The 16,616-nt window shown below is 45.1% G+C and carries 14 protein-coding genes; 13 read left to right on the top strand and 1 reads right to left on the bottom strand.

All coding sequences use genetic code 11. The annotated features are described in order from the left end of the window. Positions 1 to 101: 101 nt before the first annotated feature. Complete coding sequence (locus K365_RS29610; protein WP_456072975.1) at positions 102 to 290, bottom strand: WYL domain-containing protein; 189 nt, start codon at positions 288 to 290, stop codon at positions 102 to 104. A gap of 202 nt (positions 291 to 492) precedes the next feature. Here K365_RS29610 and K365_RS27775 point away from each other — a divergent pair, with 202 nt between their 5' ends. From K365_RS27775 to K365_RS0101140, 13 genes are all read left to right on the top strand, one after another. Beyond that, entirely contained in the window at positions 493 to 669 is a 177-nt protein-coding gene (locus K365_RS27775) for a type II toxin-antitoxin system RelE/ParE family toxin (protein WP_211221096.1), read from the top strand. Further along, the gene (locus K365_RS0101080) at positions 666 to 971 is read left to right on the top strand and encodes a helix-turn-helix domain-containing protein (RefSeq protein ID WP_006964531.1); all 306 of its coding nucleotides are present in this window, start codon (positions 666 to 668) and stop codon (positions 969 to 971) included. Before K365_RS27775 ends, K365_RS0101080 begins: the two co-directional genes overlap by 4 nt. A gap of 158 nt (positions 972 to 1,129) precedes the next feature. Continuing rightward, positions 1,130 to 1,348, top strand: a complete 219-nt coding sequence (locus K365_RS0101085; protein ID WP_024333176.1) for an addiction module protein — start codon at positions 1,130 to 1,132, stop codon at positions 1,346 to 1,348. A 386-nt stretch (positions 1,349 to 1,734) separates the two neighbouring features. Beyond that, a complete protein-coding gene (locus K365_RS0101095; RefSeq protein WP_024333177.1) occupies positions 1,735 to 3,162 on the top strand; it encodes a DNA methyltransferase in 1,428 nt (475 codons plus the stop codon). Positions 3,163 to 3,447: 285 nt separating this feature from the next. Further along, on the top strand, positions 3,448 to 4,290 hold the full coding sequence (locus tag K365_RS0101100; RefSeq protein WP_024333178.1) for a BrxR family helix-turn-helix transcriptional regulator: 843 nt from the start codon (positions 3,448 to 3,450) through the stop codon (positions 4,288 to 4,290). A 2-nt stretch (positions 4,291 to 4,292) separates the two neighbouring features. Continuing rightward, complete coding sequence (locus K365_RS0101105; protein ID WP_024333179.1) at positions 4,293 to 4,709, top strand: DUF4007 family protein; 417 nt, start codon at positions 4,293 to 4,295, stop codon at positions 4,707 to 4,709. Further along, entirely contained in the window at positions 4,706 to 6,118 is a 1,413-nt protein-coding gene (locus K365_RS0101110; RefSeq protein WP_024333180.1) for a hypothetical protein, read from the top strand. Before K365_RS0101105 ends, K365_RS0101110 begins: the two co-directional genes overlap by 4 nt. After that, the gene (locus K365_RS0101115; protein ID WP_024333181.1) at positions 6,111 to 8,504 is read left to right on the top strand and encodes a phosphoadenosine phosphosulfate reductase domain-containing protein; all 2,394 of its coding nucleotides are present in this window, start codon (positions 6,111 to 6,113) and stop codon (positions 8,502 to 8,504) included. Before K365_RS0101110 ends, K365_RS0101115 begins: the two co-directional genes overlap by 8 nt. A 90-nt stretch (positions 8,505 to 8,594) precedes the next feature. After that, positions 8,595 to 11,507, top strand: coding sequence for a DUF6079 family protein (locus tag K365_RS25475; RefSeq protein WP_211221097.1), 2,913 nt, complete (start codon positions 8,595 to 8,597; stop codon positions 11,505 to 11,507). A gap of 11 nt (positions 11,508 to 11,518) precedes the next feature. After that, positions 11,519 to 12,715: a hypothetical protein gene (locus K365_RS28335; protein WP_024333183.1), complete on the top strand. Its 1,197-nt coding sequence runs from the start codon at positions 11,519 to 11,521 to the stop codon at positions 12,713 to 12,715. A gap of 4 nt (positions 12,716 to 12,719) precedes the next feature. Beyond that, positions 12,720 to 14,828 carry a BREX-4 system phosphatase PglZ gene (gene pglZ, locus K365_RS0101130; protein WP_024333184.1) on the top strand — a complete coding sequence of 703 codons (2,109 nt, stop codon included), beginning with the start codon at positions 12,720 to 12,722 and terminating at the stop codon, positions 14,826 to 14,828. A 21-nt stretch (positions 14,829 to 14,849) separates the two neighbouring features. Beyond that, the gene (brxL, locus tag K365_RS0101135; protein WP_024333185.1) at positions 14,850 to 16,307 is read left to right on the top strand and encodes a BREX system Lon protease-like protein BrxL; all 1,458 of its coding nucleotides are present in this window, start codon (positions 14,850 to 14,852) and stop codon (positions 16,305 to 16,307) included. Continuing rightward, positions 16,304 to 16,513: a hypothetical protein gene (locus tag K365_RS0101140; protein WP_024333186.1), complete on the top strand. Its 210-nt coding sequence runs from the start codon at positions 16,304 to 16,306 to the stop codon at positions 16,511 to 16,513. The genes brxL and K365_RS0101140 overlap by 4 nt, the downstream gene beginning before the upstream one ends. Positions 16,514 to 16,616: the final 103 nt, after the last annotated feature.

Below are 16,616 nucleotides of genomic sequence, written 5' to 3' on the forward strand. Positions count from 1 at the left end.
ACCCAGTATCTGAACAAATCTTTAAGCTGGACTGGCCGAAGAGGATCTGCCGGTCACACAGTATCCTATTGATGGTTGCAGGGCAGGTGACATCATGAGTTTCAGGCAGTCCTGATCCGGATCTCATGGCGCATGTGACAAAGGCCGGTCATGTAGAAGGTGTCGCCGGCAAACCAGATATTATAGGGAGCCACCCGGCGTTGGGAGGACAATAAGATCCCTGTAAACCTTCCGGGTATGGCACTATAGCCTGTCTGCAATGTCGGCGACAGATCTGCCGGTTTTCGCATCGATCAGGGATTAAGCCAGAGCACACAGGGATTGGCGGTGAATACGTGAGATAAACAAAACGTAAATTAATCTCACGTCTTTGAAAAACAATGCATAAAGTCAGTGCAAGGTGGCCTGCCTTTTTATGAAACCTGGAAAGCGGGCTGAAAATATTATTGAATATTATGACACCTGGTGCTATATTAAGACATGATTCATGCAATGACCAAACACTTTGCCAAATGGGCAGACAAACACAAAATCCCTGAAGATGAAATCGCCTTGGCCTTAAAAGAAATGCAGGCATTCAGGGAATTTGCCAAGATACTTCTTGGTTTTTCGAGAAAAGAAATTGAACTTGCCATAAAAAATGGCGTCTTAATTGAGGTGACATTATGAGAGAATCCATAGCCGAATCCATTATGAGTACAGTCAGAGATTTAGAAAAAATCGGGCTGGTGGATGATATAACGATGAGAAACATCGAGAATCTCTGCATTTCTGAGGTACCGGAATATACGCCCGAAAAAATCGTCTGTATCAGGAAAAAATTCAAGCTGAGCCAAGCGGCTTTAGCCAGCGTTTTCAACATAAGCCCGTCCACTGTGAAAAAATGGGAACAAGGAGTTAAAAAACCAGCCGGTGCATCAAGGAAATTATTGGATATTATGGAGCGTAAAGGATTAGAAGCACTGATGTAGTGCAGCCATATGGGAGCATTACCTGTTTCCGTATGAACAGGCCCTGTCCCGGGCCAGAAGCCCGGCCATACTCATTGCAACCCCCCGGCTGCTGGAAACCGCCTGCAATACTGTCGAGCAGATGGGGTTGATCAATTGAACATAGTTGGAGAATTATCATGCACTTTAGCATTCCATTGGAACAAATGAGCGTCGAGGACAAACTACAGGCGATCGAAGAAATTTGGGCAGACCTTGCCGGTACACCAGAGAATATACCCTCTCCATCGTGGCATGGAGATGTTTTACACGCTCGAGAAAAGCGCATCTCTGAAGGGAGATCACATTTTCTCGATATAGCGGAAGCCAAAAAAGCTGTGAGAGAACAACTCAAGTGAGGGTTCAAGTCCTTTGACAACAATTCAACCAATTTCTGAGGTAACTCAGCGGGCTACAAATACTTTGATCAAGGAACTTGGAATTGTGGATACAATCCGTATTTCAATCTGTTAGCTATGCAACTAAGGGATTTTACCTATAACTGATAAAGGTTTTCCCCTATATTGACATTCCCCGGCATCGATAGTAAGGCATAAAATCAGGTCGTTACAATATCGTCGATTAGAGATGATTGAAAATAGCCTGTGTCCCGCATAATCCAAAGATGCAGGGAGGCCCGGGTAACCTGAAACCAGGAGGTGTTCATGAAACTCTTAGAATGGGAAGTATCTGAAAAAATGCTGGAAGGTTCGGGCCGGATCAGAATCAGACTGCTGTAGGCGATATGGAAAAGGCTATTGTGAAAATTCCGATTTCCGATATTGTCCTGGATGAATCCATTTATCCCAGGGAAACGATTGATCACCGGCGCATTGCCGTTTTTGAAGAAAATATCCGGGATGGGTTTGAGTTTGACCCCATCGAGGTACAGGTATGGCCGGACCCCGACAATCCGGCAAAAATCAGATACCGGATCCTGGATGGGCGCCACCGGTGGGGCGCGTATAAAAAAACGGGTGCCACCCACATCGATGTGGTAATTATCACCCTGGACCAGATGGAACCGATCCTGTATGCGGCCAAAATGGCCATCGGGCCCAAACAGCTGACGGAAGCGGAAACACGCAATACGGCCCGCCGTGCGTTTCAACGCAATCCCCGGCTGACCGCTGCTGAAATCGGCCGGGCCATTGGCAGAACCAGGCAGACCGTTTCCGCATATATTGCTGACTTAAGGGCCACGGCTGTTTTTGATCTTGAACTCAAGATTTTCCGGTTACATCAACTGGGAATTCCCCAGGACCGGATTGCCAGAAGACTGGGGGTGCCCCAGCAGACCATATCACGGTATTTACCCAAAATGTTAGAATTTACCAAATGGGTAAACACCGATTTATCGAAGGGTTTTACCGTCCAGCAAGTGGCGCAAAAGCACGGCTGGCCTGAATCTCTGGTCTGGTCACAGGCGTTGGTAAACGCCGATGATTTTGACCGGTTCAAGGCACTTCAATGGGGCATCCGGACCTGGGATGTGTGGAATTTCATGGAATGTGACCCCCGGTTCGGCGATGACTGGCCCGGCCGTATCCCGGCCCAGCTGGTGGCGCACATCCTGTATTTTTTCTCAGAGCCCGGTGATCTGGTGCTGGATCCCATGGCCGGGGGCGGGGTGTGTGCTGATACCTGCCTTGCCATGGGCCGGCGATGCTGGAGCCTGGACATGGATGACCGGCCCGAGACCAGGCCTGAGATCGAGCCCTGGTTCTGGGACCCGGAACAGGAATGGGACACCCGGCCGTTTTTCAATACCAGGGAAAAGCCCGCCCTGATCATCTGCGATCCCCCTTATTTTGATAAAAAAGCGGACGCGTATGCAGAAAAAAGCATTTCCGGGTTGTCCAAAACAGCGTATCTCGCCTTTTTAGAGCGGTTTTTGCGTTTTTTAAAACAGATCGCCAGAAAAGATGCCCGGCTGGCGTTTATCAATGCCGACTGGCGGGATTTCCAGAACTGCCCGGCGAAAAAAGAGAATAAGGGCCAGGCGATTTTACTGACCGATTATCATGAGATGTTTAAAAACACGGGCTGGACCCTGACCCATATCATCCAGGCGCCCATGTCTTCGGAGCGGTTTAACGCCGGGGTGGTGTCTGCCATGCAGAAAAAAAAGATCCTCGGGGTCACCAGCCGGTATGTGATGGTTTTGAAATAAAATAGTGGGGGTCCGGGAGCTGATGTTGACATATATCCAATTTTTCATTAAGTTTATTTTAACTGTGCCCAAACCGCTAATAACGACTCCGGTTGTTATTAAGTTTGGGCCTTCTTGTTTCAGGAGGAGCTGTTTTCCCCAATGAGCCCTCTTTTGTCAGCCAAGCCTCATAAAAATTATTCTGAATTGGTGCAAATAACTTTACATTTAAAATTGTTCATGGTCTTATGCATATAGTTTTTATACGGATATAAATTTTATATGGTTTTGAAAGTTTAAATAAATATGAAATGGGGCGTCCAGCAAAGGCTACAATTTATTGAGTATCGACTCTTTTGGGAAGGTACGATAAACAGGAAAGATTTAATTGATACTTTCGGGGTCTCTGTGCCTCAGGCATCTGCGGATATAAAAAAGTACAAGGAGAGCGCGCCGGGCAATATTTACTATGATAAAAGCCAAAAAAAATACCTTGTGACATCAAAGTTTTCTCCGGTTTTAGGGTCGATCGATGCCCACAGCTATCTTTCAAGATTATCAATGCTGTCCGACGGAACAATTAAAAAGGATGAAACCCATATGGGGTTTATACCGGAATACGCTGTTGTTCCTACGATCGAAAGGGCCATTGATCCAAATATTTTAAAAAAAATCATAAAGGTTTTGCGGGCCGGGAATTCAATCAACATTAAATATCAATCAATGAGTAGACCTTCCCCTGTTTGGAGATGGATCTCACCTCATGCATTCGCCTTTGATGGGTTTAGATGGCACATTCGGGCGTTTTGTGAACTCACAAATGAATTCCGGGATTTTATTTTAGGCCGAATCATAGATGCACAAAATGTCAAAAATTCCAAGATAAACCCGGCGGATGATGTCAGATGGAACCATTTTGTGACGGTCAAGATTGCAGCCCATCCAGAACTTACACCTGATCAGCGTAAAATAATTGAAAAGGAATACAATATGAAAGACGGTGTTGCTGAATTGAAGGTTCGGGCAGCATTCATTTATTATGTGCTGCTTAGATTCAGAATTGAAAATAAAGATGATTTGAGGTTTTTAAAAAACAAAAACGCCATTTTATTAAATTATGATGAAATTGAAGAATATATAGAGAATTGATTATGTATTTTAATCCCAAAAAAGTCGCTTTTTCCCGGCATGAATCATTTGTTCTTCGTTTTGGCTGGCTTATGAAAGGGTTTCGGGCTTTTGAAGACGATCCTAATATTTTTACCAACAAAGATGCAGTCGTTACCTTAGGCGTTGGAAAGAACATGGTCAATTCTATTCGGCACTGGCTTAGGGCATCGAAATTGATAGTTTGGGAGCCTGACACAAAAGATGTTACATCTTTTGGGCGGGTCATTTTTTCCAAAGGAAAAGGGATTCGACCCATTTTTTACTGCACTCACCCCCCTCGAAGAATTTGCTGTTCACTGATGACGATTGACTTTGGCAAGGCCATTGAAGCAGACTATTTTTTATGGAGATACTGGCTGGTTACATACTTGCAGCTTCGTAAATGGAGGACGGCATGAAGACAGCTGAACTTCTGGCGGCATTGGCCGCAGAGTGCCCCAATGGCATCTCGTTTGATCCAATGGCGGTGCGGCTGCTGCGCCAGAAAGTCCAGTTTGAGGATTGGCAGGTCGAAGACCTGAAAGCAGAGATGTTTCAATTGGGGAACGGATTATGGTTTACCCGAGAGATGATTTTGGACGATGAATCCCAATTGGTGATCGAAGAGCAGGCGATAGAATGGCTTTTGGAACATGGGTGCTTTTCGGTAGAGCGGCTGTTTAAACATTTTTTCAGTATTTTCCGCCATATTGCTTCGCCAGAGGATTGTGCAGCGTATTGGAGGTATCTGGATTTCAGGGTCTCTGAGTGGGGAAATGCAGGTGATTTTTGTTACCTGCCACCACCTAATCTGGATGATCATTTAGTGGCAATTTCGGAAACAATTTCAGAATGGCTTGAAGGAGAAAACGGCATGTTGGCTTTTAATGAAATTGAACAAGAATTGCCTCATCTAAGCGCCGATGCATTAGAGAGTATCCGTGCACTGTTATTGCCGGAGGTCTATGTGGCAAAAATTGGCGGCGTGCCCTGTTGGTGCAGTACTGAGGCGATTCCTTTACCAGAAGATTTTTCTGAAAAAATGACAACAGTCGTTGATACATTGGTTGTGCTGGGAAAGAGAGTGTCTGTTGCAAATTTAGAATTTGCCTTGAATTTATTCTATCGTACTCATTTTCGCGAGGAATATGCCTTGCAGGACAAAGACACCTTCATGCGAATCTGCGCAAAACACTACCAAGGCAAAAATAAAATTTTTTCTAGCAATAAAAAGGCTGGTGCATCAGGAAATGCTGTCGCCAGGTTAAGCAAGCGTAGGCCAAATACACGTTTTTGTAATATTGGAGTGCCGGTTGGTGCGGAATTATTTTTCATAAATGATAATAACATCAGATGCACTGTTCATGATAAATTCAATCAAGTTGAATATGATGGGAAAGTATGGGCGATTTCGAAATTAGCCATTCATTTGTTGGGCGTTTCATCTGCGAATGGTTTTTGCCATTTTATTTACGAGGATGAAACATTGTGGGAGAGACGTTTGAGACTGGAAAGAACAGGGAACAAAGATGATTATCAAAATGTGCGAGTATTGCCCATTGAAGAAGAAGAGATGGAAGGAGAAATCATCGGTTTGGAGGGTAGGCCGCTGATGCCATCAACTTGGCGGACGTTTAAAAGTGCTGGTACTAACCCAAATGTTGCTGAGTGGGCTATGCGTTTGGAGCATGGGGAAAGTGAGGAGAATATTGCACAAGAAAATGGGCTCATGGTTTCAACTGTGAAAGAATATATCAAAAATCGTCGTCGCTATTTTGATGTCTGTGAGAAAAACGGTATTGTGCCAGAAAGTAGCCAGAATGTATAATTTTGAGTGGGACAAACAAACGGGTGGGTATTTGTTGACGATGCAGACAGGGAAATTTGTGGCCTGTGAAATCCGTCCGGTCTTTGCTGAGGAACTATCGCTCACAGGGTTAAAGGATCGTTTAGAATTTGATCCTACAGAGAGACGTCCGCTCCTCTGGGCAAAGCAGAACGTGTATCTATATCGAGGCGAAGAGATAGCGAGGCTTCATAAAACACGTTACGGTATGCCATTGGACATCGAATGGAAGGGTATGAGAAAAGACAAAGATTCGCACAAAGGAACAAAAATACGAAGAAAAATGAAGGTGTCGCCGGTTGATGTCGGAGCAATGGTAACAAAAAACAATAGTATAATGACCGCTCTGGTGGCTGATACTCTTAAACGCATTAAAGAGATGTACGATGCCTATTTTAGGAGATGTGACACAGTTTATATTGGTTTCAGCTGTGGTAAGGACTCGGTGGTCCTACTCGACCTTTGCCACAAGGTCCTGCCCCTGGACGTTCCTGTTGTTTTCAGCGATACAGATATGGAACTACCGGATACCTACCGCATATGGGAGGAAATCCAAAATCGATACGTAGACCGCACATTTTTAAAGGTTTCTGCCAAGATCCCTGCCCTGAAAAACTGGCAACTTTTTGGCCCACCATCACGTACTATCCGATGGTGTTGCGCTGTTCACAAGAGTGCCCCAGCGCTTATTGAGCTTAAAAATCAGATAGGCTCGACATCCATGAAAGCTGCGGCGTTTCTTGGCGTTCGTAGTGAAGAAAGTTTGAATCGATCCACCTATGAAGATATTGGTGTAGGTGTAAAAACGTCAACACAGACGAATCTCATGCCCATTTTGGAGTGGGGTGCGCATGAGTTGTGGATATATCTGCTTGAAAACGATCTGATGATCAACCCCGCCTACCGATATGGATTGCCCCGTATCGGTTGTATAATGTGCCCAGAATCTTCTGAAAAATACGCTTGGTTTGTAGATGCGGTTTATCCAAAAGCGATCAAACCATATTGTGATGTTATCATTGAGACCAGTGGTAAAGAGTTTTCTTCCAAAGAGGAGGCGAGAGAATTTCTTGGGAGCTCAAACTGGCAGGCACGGAAAAGTGGAGTGACGTTGAAGAAACATCTTTCACGACCTATTGAAAAATCAGATGGTTTGGACGTTGAATGGCATATCGCAGAACTAAATACCAAATCGTTTTTAGAGTGGTTGAAAACGGTGGGAAATGTCTTCCAGAATGAACCCAATGGTTATTTCCGACTTGTATTAAAGAAAGGACACCGTGAAGGCATTTTATTCAAGGTGCGCGATACCGCAAACGGTGTTGGAAGTATCAGGTTTTCTTTTAATGACGATTCGGAAAAGAAACTGCTTCTGCCGGTTTTGCGAAAGGTTTTGCAAAAATCAGTGGCTTGTGTTGGCTGCCAGGCGTGTGAAGCGGAATGTCCAACGGGAGCACTTCATATGAATAACGGCGAGGTGACGATTGACGAAGTTGATTGTGTCAATTGCTTAAGGTGTCACAAAATAGATTTTGGATGTTGGAGGTTTAAATCAATGTATGTTGCCGAAAGTTCCCAATCGGGATTAAAAGGAATCAATTCATATAACAATTTTGGGCTTCGGACTGCGTTTGTTTCCGTTTATCTTGCTGAGCGGGAAGCTTTTGGCCAGACAGTCCAACTCAACCGTGCTAAACAAGTCCCAGCAGCGAAAAAGTGGTTCCGTCAAGGATTGTTGATGGATGGGAAAACAACTGCACCCACGAAACTCCTTGAAGTATTTGAGGACAGGGGGGTCGAGGATAAATTGGCCTGGGACTGCGTTTGGATGGGGTTGTGTAACTATGCACCGATGGTAAAATGGCTGGTCAGCACATTGAAAATGGATGTGTTGTATTCGAATGCCGAGTTGTTTGAAATGCTTGGTCATAAAATCAAGGATGTGACAAAAAAAGGTGGTATGCAGTCATTAAAAAACATGTTGGTCTCGACTCCATTTGGGACGGAAGAGAACAGCGTATGCGAGTTGGAAAAAAAAGGTCAGAATACTGTTGGAATTGCCCGCCGTTCCCGTTTGGTGGATCCGTTGGTAGTTCTTTACGGGTTTTATGTGATGGCAGAAAAATCCGGGCGTGATACTTTCACGATAAGACAGATGATGGAGGCGGAGTTCGATGGGGAGGTCGTGTCTCCTCTAGTGGCATTTGGCATTGCGCCGGATGAATTCAAGAAACAGTGCATGGGATTGACAGCGGTGCATCCTGATCTCATTGCGTGCAGCTTTACGCTTGGTCTGGACGAGGTAAGGGTTTTTCCGGAAACGAAAACCCGGGATGATGTGGTTGATTTGATTTTAAAAAAATATTGAATCATAGATGGCGCGGTGATTTTGGGAGGATAAGGGTAAATGACTTTTTACAGGGAATATTTCGGGGTCAGACCGGATTACGTACCGTGTATGACGCTTGCAGATATTAACAAAACGCCGGAGACTTGGTTGGGGTTCTATCCGCATGATTCTTTCGTAGATATTTTGCGTGAGCTGCTTAAAAGTTTAGAAGGTAACAACAAGACTCTCTGGATCACGGGCGCGTATGGCACGGGCAAGAGCTATGCATCATTGGTTTTGCAAAAATTATTCATGAACGATGAAGTGAGTGTCCTGAAATGGTTGGATTTACGTAAGGCTCAGATACCAAAGCCCGTGCGTAAAGAGTTGATAGCAAGACGCGGAGAAAAAGTTCTCGTTGTTTATGATGTGAATGCTGACGGGGTGGACGCAAAGAATCAATTTTTAATGCGTTTGCAGCGTGGTATCACGAAGACGCTTGAAAATGAAGGATGTACAATTCCGCTGAAAGGAAAACTGGATGAAGTCATTGAGCGTATCCGGCAAGATGGACCACATTTTTTTGCAAAACGCGACGAACTGCAGGCGAGGTTGCCTTATCTGAATTCGGGTATCAAGACAGCAGATGCGCTGGAGAAAAAATTGCGGAATCCAAATCTGGAATCAGGGTTGGTAAGTGACGCGATGCGGGTACTGGAGGCGCGGCACATTTATTTGGGTTTGAGCGCTGAAGAATTTCTGTCATGGATCGACTCGTCATTGAAAGCAAACGGTTACTCTGGACTGGTTTATATTTGGGACGAATTTTCGGCTTTTATGGAACGTAACCGTTCGGAATTAAAGACGCTTGAGCAATTGGCGGAGGCCGCACAACAGGGACGGTTTTATTTTGTGCCGGTGACTCACACAAAAATTTCATCATATTTATCGTCTGGTTCCGAGAGCGCAAAAAAGGCAAACAACCGCTTTACATTTAAAAGGCTTGACCTTCCGGACGAGACTGCACTGAAACTTGCGGCTGACGCTTTCGTTGTTAAACAAGATAAGGCAAAGGAGTGGATGCAAGAGCGTGATGAGCTATGGTACAGTGTGAAGGGTGTCGTTGAAAATTATATGGCTGTCAATAAGTCTGGCATCCCTTCGGCGGATTTCAAGGACATCTTGCCAATGCACCCGATGGCTGCATTTCTTCTGAAACATCTGTCTGTGGGAGTTGGAGCAAACCAGCGTAGCATGTTTGAATTTCTGAATGGAGAAGAATTCAAAACATTTATTGAAAAAGGCGGTTTGGATATTTTCGGGCATCAGTTCTTGACGGTGGATCATTTGTGGCGCTACTTTGTGGAACGGGATGATTTGGGGACTGATCAACACGTTCAAGAAACGCGTGCCGAATACACTCGACGGAAAAACGATTTGCAGCCCGATGAGCAGCGCGTTTTAAAGGCAGTGCTGTTGTTTGGTTTGATCGAACAGTTGCAGGGGGTGAGTCATCCGCTTTTGAGTGTATCTGAAGAAAACATCAAGCGCAGTTTTGAAGGCGACGGTGCTCTTGCGGGTGTGGATATGATTCTGCGTAATCTGGAACAAAAACACTGCTTCACAATTGTGAATGGGCGATGTGAACGGTTTCGTGATCGCTCGGATACAGATGAGATAATGAAAAAAAAGGCAGCACTGGAAGACAAGTTTGGAGAGCTTGTATTGAATGACACCGAAATAGAGTTGTTTAAACAGTTAAAAGGTATCAATTACGGCGGGCGTTATGATATACGTTCTGCTGGCATCAAAGGGCTTTCGGCATCGAACATCAAAAAACGCGATTCTTTTAGTGACAAGGGCAATCGAGTGCTTGTGCAGTTCATTCTGGCACGGGATGACCAAGAACAATTGCGTATCCCTGACAAGGCAAGGGAATTGGCCAAACATTTCAAAGATCACAGGATGCTTTTTGTGACGTTGCCGGAAGTCAGTTTCTGTCGTGACAACGCTAACGCATGGGAAGAATTTAAAGAAAATAGCGCACGCCTCGCATTGACAAACGACAGTTCAAGCAAAAGGGTGTTCGAGACGCAGGTCAAAAGTGCTAAGGAAGTGTGGTATTCTAAAATCATGACCGCTGCCAAACTTATTGTTTATAAACCTAATCCAAAAGGTGAATCCTTCACCGAGGAAGTGACATGGGGACAATTGAAAAAAGAATGGCTCACTGGTTATACGAAACAAGCATTCAATGCATATACTGACGATCTGTGCAGCTTCAACAGCGGCTTCAACATCAGCGCGTTTGCCGCACCGACAGCATTGCAAAGCTGGGCGTTGGCGGGTATGGAGTTCGACAAATTCGCGAGGCCCGGCGCTTGGAAAACTGTGGTGGCCACGTGGCAGAAAAACGGAGTCAATGGTGATGAAGCATGGTTCGATTCAAACCCAAACCATCCTCTGACACAATTACGTGAATTTTGCAAAAAACGACAGGACAGCACTGTGGGTGCGGGTAATACATGTTCTATCCGCAAACTATATATCGATTTACAACGTCCGCCGTTTGGATTATTATGTGTGCCTCATTCGGCCTTCGTACTGGGCTTTGTGTTGAAAACATGGTTGACCGGACAACGCAAACTGCAATGGACTGATGGAGTTACAAGCAAGACTTTGGACGCAGCTGCGTTGGCGGAAATCATTGAGGCGGTGGTGAAAGACGATGGAACCAATTCCATAAAGAACGAGAAACTGATCTGTCGCCTGTCAAAAGAAGAAAAGGCATTCATTGAGAAAAGCAGTGTTATTTTCGGGAATAGTCCGCTTGCTGACGGGACAGTGGAGTCAGCACTCAATGTTATAGCGACGCGGATAGAGCAGATTTCAGAGCGCGTTCCGCTGTGGGTATTGCCTGAGTGTATATTCGTGAACAAGCCGAACCGGTTGCGGAGGCGATGGACAAAGTTATCAACTCACTTTGCGAGGCCAATAGTATCAGTTCTAAAGGAAATACGGAAATCCGCGGAAACAAAGTGAAGGATATTGGCATGATGCTTCTGGAAACGCCGGGTCTGGCAGAAGCGATGGCCAAGTATATGACACCTGTGGTTTTTGACAAGGCATTCCAGCAATATATAGATAACGCCAAGCCTGAGCTAAAAGCGGCTGCGAAACGATTGGGGGATTCTTCTAACACCTATTGTAGAGCGGTCAAGACCCAATTAGCGGCAACGAGCGGCTGGCTTTGGAAACGAGGAGACGCCGAGTCTGTTTTGGAAGATGTTTATTACCGTCAGATGTTATGCGTTGAAAGTATCCGTAGACTTGCTGGCTTGTCTGGCCATATGAACTTCGAAGATGCGATGAACCATTTGAGGAATGCGGTGCTGGATGAGAACAAAGTTCCGACTGAGTTTTTGGTGAAGAAATATCCGGCTTTGCAGCATTTCTTTGAATTGATCAGCAAACCGACATTGTCCCGGAATGATGTGAAAATCCTTGGGGAAATTATTGAACAGCAAGATAAGGTTATCCGCGAAGTGTTTTTTGACATGGGTCAAGCGTGGCAATTGGGTGCGATGCGGGAAATTTTCGGAGAGGTATGGCCGAAAATGGTTGCGGAAAGCATCGATCTTTACAATGCCTTTCCACCAGATTCAGCCAGAGCCGATATAAAAAGTTTTAAAGCCATAGGGCGTGGAAAGATTGAAGAATTCAGTCGTACTCTGGTTTCTAAACAGATTATAGCGCTGTGGCGCACACGAACACACACAGAGTCTCCTGACGAATGGAGTCGTAAATACGCACTGCCTTCCGAATGCGTTCTGGTTGTGGATGACGCCAAGAGCGCCGTTGATGCGGTTGCAGATCCGGGAAGCGCGTCAGCTGAACGTTTACAGTTGGTGCTCAAAAATCTTGAAAAAGATGGGGCATTTGTGGATGAAAACAAGGCGGGTGAATTCTTCCTTAAAAGGGTATTGCCTGCACGTTATCAAAAAATGGGTTTCAGTGTCAGTGAACTAAGCGAGTGGTTGTTAAAAAAATTGGGGAGTGCACCAGGTCGATGGCTTAATGACGTAAGGCTTCAGGAAGCAGTCGAGGCGTTTGTGAAGCAGGGATATGATACTCATGCACGGAGGCAGGCTGCAGAAAAAGTGAATATGCTCTCCGATGCTGAGGCAAAGAAACTGCTACTAACACTTATTGATCAAATTCCCGATGTAGGGCTTACGGTTCTGGAATGATACTATGAAACTAAACGAGTATTGTGAATATATCAGGAATCCTCTTGCGGAAGCAAAGGCTAGGGTAGTAATCGTTACCCCAGGAGAAAGCTGGACTGCGTTACGCCGATTCTACCAAGAACGCGGCTTTGAGGTGCGGATAAGTGACCTTGTGATGGAAAGTGCTTGGCTTCCCATGCCTGAAGAAATTTTTGGTCGAGTAAATAATTCAATGACAGAAAAAAAAACAAGTGGCAAAGATGTAGTATTAATTGGAATGCCAGGCTATCTTGCTTTATTGACAGACGAAAATAAACGGGCTGCCATTTATGCTTTACGGGGTTGGGTAGACAGTATACATGGGCGGGAAGCGGTCTGCCTATTCAGGGGCGGTGATGATACTGAGCTAATACTCAAGGATGTTTTCATCAATCCGCGTTATAGGCAAGGGAGGCAGTTGATTAAAATTCGTGACGAAAATTTTATTTTCACAGAAGCGGAAAGAATTGATGGAAGTCCGGAAGTGATGCTGGTTGGGGAAGATTTAGTGTCATTCATTCCGGAAGCATGTGACACGTTTCAGAAGTATTTGAGATTTATGGAAGAGCACCCTAACGACGAGTCTGTTCGGCGGATTGTTGTGGCTTCGGAAGGGCATCAGTTACCAGGGCTTAGCGCTGATGTTCGACAGGTAGTTTGTCTTAGGGATTTTGCTTGTGTGTTTTACGACATAGACGATGGGGAATTATCAGAAGATGCCATACTTCGGGTATGTGAGAAAGGCAAAGAGGGTTATGGAAAAACAATATTAGAAATTTTCAAGAAGCTGTTTTTTCCGGAAGGTGAGATCACAAAAAATGTCTTGCGTATTTTTGACAAGTGCAAGGATACGGAACGAGAGATGGTATTTTGGCTGCTTAAACGTGTAGCACCTAAGGAAAGCTACCTCGAGCGTATTGTAAAACATGAAGGAATTGGAGTAGATAATTTTCGTTCTGGATACGTAATTGGAGCGGCTCAATGGTTGGAAAATGTGGAAGGGCAGGCTGAAGAGCGCAGGTATGCCATACTGGAAGCGGATGTTAAAATGTCGGCAGCGACCATTCGACAGTTTATCACCAGTTGCTTAGATGAATCCACTTCTCGAGTTGCCCCATGGTTAAATTGTGGGACGGATGCCGAACGTGCTGAATTACTCAGGCGTTGCCGTGAGGATGGCATTGTGGCAAATATTGTAAAAGATGTGTATCCAGAAGTTGAAGCATATCTAAATAGGGATTTCGTTTTCGAAGATCAAACACTGGAAGAATATTTTAGAGAGTACCGTGAATTAAAGATGGCTGGGCGGGTGACTGCAGAATTCTACGAAAAGGCCCTGCATGCGGTTTTGCCAACTTCAGTCCAGTCGAGGAATAAGCTGCTGCAAAATTATGCATCAGACGACGGATGCGCATTGTTGGTGGTAGACGCAATGGGTGCGGAGTGGCTGCCAATGTTGACAGTTCTTGCGCGGCAGCGGAATATAGGTATAGACTCGATTTCGGTGAGCCAGGCATGTTTGCCAACAACAACGTTTTTTAACAAAATTCATTGGCCAGATGTTGCCAGGCGGTTACCGGATATTAAGCGATTTGACAACATAGTCCACAATGGCGTGGAAGCCCACGAGACAAGACCTGCGGAGGAGAATCTGGTGGCAGCCTTGAAGGTGATCGACGACGAGGTGTTGCCGCGTGTGGCTGAGGGGCTGACACTGTTTGAGCGTGTGCTTGTGACAGCAGACCACGGGAGTTCCAGGCTATCGGTGTTGGCATGGCAGTCAAAACTGGCGCGGACGCTTTCTTTTGAGGATAGCATGGAAATTGCCGATTGGCGTTATCGAAAGTCAGTTGAGCAAGAGGGATGTCCGCCAGAACTGGAGGAAACGTTGGAAGGCGAACACTGGGTGGTGCGCGGGTATAACAGATTGCCTAAGAAGGGCGGTGGACAAGGTTTTGAGCTGCATGGCGGCGCGACGTTGGAAGAGCGGCTGGTGCCGGTTGTTATCTTTTCAAAAGCCGGAGATTTTGTACCCAGGGCAAAGGTTGCTGAAAAACGTGCACAGATTGTTGAGAAAGATGATTTTGATCTGTAGCTTTAAACAGGGAAAGTAATCATGGTCGATATTGAAAAATTGCGTGCTGCATATCCGGATACGACGGTCTATAAAGATCCAAATATTGTGGCAATCTTTAAAGCAGCGTCAATACCTTCATTTTTGCGGGATTGGATTCTTAAACGCAAAGCTGAGTCTGACGGTAGAATACACGATGCAGAAGCGTTAAGAAAATATATTTATGAGATTATTCCACGCAGGGATAATTTTTTGGAATTAAAGGACGAAGCGCGAAGTGACGGTTGTACGAAAAAATTTCTTGCTAAAATTGAAATCCAATTCAACGTAAAGTCGGATGAATATACCTTTGCCATTCCGGATCTGGGGCTTGGTCATAATGAAACACTGATCGAGGATTATGTCTGGGAACGAATTAAAGAAGACGTTGTGAAAACTTCGGGGGGCTGGGGATTGGTACAACTGGGGTACCGCAGCCCGGGAGGAGAATCACCAAGAGGATGTTTTACTCTTTTAGAATACAAAAATTTTTGTCCATACATTATTGATCTGGAAGCCTATAGAGAAGCTCGATGTCAGTTTACCACGGAAGAGTGGATTGATGTTGTGCTCGGAGCGATTGATTACAATCCGGCGGGCTACGAAGATTGGATTCAGAAACACACTGTGTTGACACGCCTGCTGCCATTTATAGAACCAAGATTGAATTTGGTGGAATTAGCTCCCAAAGGTACGGGAAAATCCTATCTGTTTGGACGGGTAGGGAAATATGGATGGCTTGTCAGCGGGGGGACTCTGACGAGAGCAAAAATGTTTGGGGACATCAATGGAAAGAGTCCCGGGCTGATTGCATCGAATGATTTTGTAGCACTGGATGAAATTCAGTCAATCAACTTTCATGACCCGAGTGAAATGCAGGGCGGGCTTAAAGCCTACATGGAAAGTGGAGAGATAACTGTTGGGAAGAATCGTATTATTGGCGGTGCCGGCGTGATACTGTTAGGGAATATCCCACAAACTGAGATGGACGAAACCAGAGACATGTTTCAGAGGCTTCCGAAAGTGTTTCATGAATCGGCATTACTGGACAGGTTCCACGGTTTTATTCGAGGACGCGACATACCGCGTATGAGTGAGAACTTGAAAATTAATGGTTGGGCGCTTAACACAGAGTATTTTTCTGAAATCATGCATTTGCTTCGCCAGTCTGCAGAAACGCTTATTTACCGGCATGTTGTTGAAAAAATGGTAGACTATCCTCCAGAGGCGGATACCCGAGACACTGAAGCGATTTTACGGTTGTGCACGGCCTACCTTAAATTGCTGTTTCCGCATGTTACAGAACCGCACAACATCGACAGGTTGGAGTTCAAGAGATATTGCTTACGTCCCGCAGTGCAGATGCGCACAGTGATCCGGCATCAGTTACAGAAGATAGATCCACTTGAATATGGGGGGAAAAACGTAGCAGCATACACGCTACGTGAGGCACAAAAATGAGCGGAGGGAAACGAATCAATTGTGTCTATTGCGGTAAAGCGAAACTTTCAAGGAATGAAGTTGGACTCAACAAGAAATTTATTCATCAAAAAGTTGAGCGGATGATGTGTCTGGAGTGTCTGGCCGATTATTTCGAGATGACAGAAGAAGAACTGAAAGAGATGATCGAAAGATTTAAACGGGAAGGTTGTGAGTTGTTTTTATGAGATAAAAGCGGTAAATACTGAATCCCTTTATCAGAGATGAATTAATATGATGGACACCACTGCCAAGAAAATTTTTAATCAAAATTTGATTTCCCCACTGAAA

Origin of the sequence: Desulfotignum balticum DSM 7044 (assembly GCF_000421285.1) — a bacterium.
Classification (GTDB): domain Bacteria; phylum Desulfobacterota; class Desulfobacteria; order Desulfobacterales; family Desulfobacteraceae; genus Desulfotignum; species Desulfotignum balticum.

Excerpts from the sequence above, each read along its gene's own strand:
- K365_RS29610 (WP_456072975.1), bottom strand. The coding sequence starts at position 290 with ATGCGAAAACCGGCAGATCTGTCGCCGACATTGCAGACAGGCTATAGT.
- K365_RS27775 (WP_211221096.1), top strand. The coding sequence starts at position 493 with ATGACCAAACACTTTGCCAAATGGGCAGACAAACACAAAATCCCTGAA.
- K365_RS0101080 (WP_006964531.1), top strand. The coding sequence starts at position 666 with ATGAGAGAATCCATAGCCGAATCCATTATGAGTACAGTCAGAGATTTA.
- K365_RS0101085 (WP_024333176.1), top strand. The coding sequence starts at position 1,130 with ATGCACTTTAGCATTCCATTGGAACAAATGAGCGTCGAGGACAAACTA.
- K365_RS0101095 (WP_024333177.1), top strand. The coding sequence starts at position 1,735 with ATGGAAAAGGCTATTGTGAAAATTCCGATTTCCGATATTGTCCTGGAT.
- K365_RS0101100 (WP_024333178.1), top strand. The coding sequence starts at position 3,448 with ATGAAATGGGGCGTCCAGCAAAGGCTACAATTTATTGAGTATCGACTC.
- K365_RS0101105 (WP_024333179.1), top strand. The coding sequence starts at position 4,293 with ATGTATTTTAATCCCAAAAAAGTCGCTTTTTCCCGGCATGAATCATTT.
- K365_RS0101110 (WP_024333180.1), top strand. The coding sequence starts at position 4,706 with ATGAAGACAGCTGAACTTCTGGCGGCATTGGCCGCAGAGTGCCCCAAT.
- K365_RS0101115 (WP_024333181.1), top strand. The coding sequence starts at position 6,111 with ATGTATAATTTTGAGTGGGACAAACAAACGGGTGGGTATTTGTTGACG.
- K365_RS25475 (WP_211221097.1), top strand. The coding sequence starts at position 8,595 with ATGACGCTTGCAGATATTAACAAAACGCCGGAGACTTGGTTGGGGTTC.
- K365_RS28335 (WP_024333183.1), top strand. The coding sequence starts at position 11,519 with ATGATGCTTCTGGAAACGCCGGGTCTGGCAGAAGCGATGGCCAAGTAT.
- pglZ (WP_024333184.1), top strand. The coding sequence starts at position 12,720 with ATGAAACTAAACGAGTATTGTGAATATATCAGGAATCCTCTTGCGGAA.
- brxL (WP_024333185.1), top strand. The coding sequence starts at position 14,850 with ATGGTCGATATTGAAAAATTGCGTGCTGCATATCCGGATACGACGGTC.
- K365_RS0101140 (WP_024333186.1), top strand. The coding sequence starts at position 16,304 with ATGAGCGGAGGGAAACGAATCAATTGTGTCTATTGCGGTAAAGCGAAA.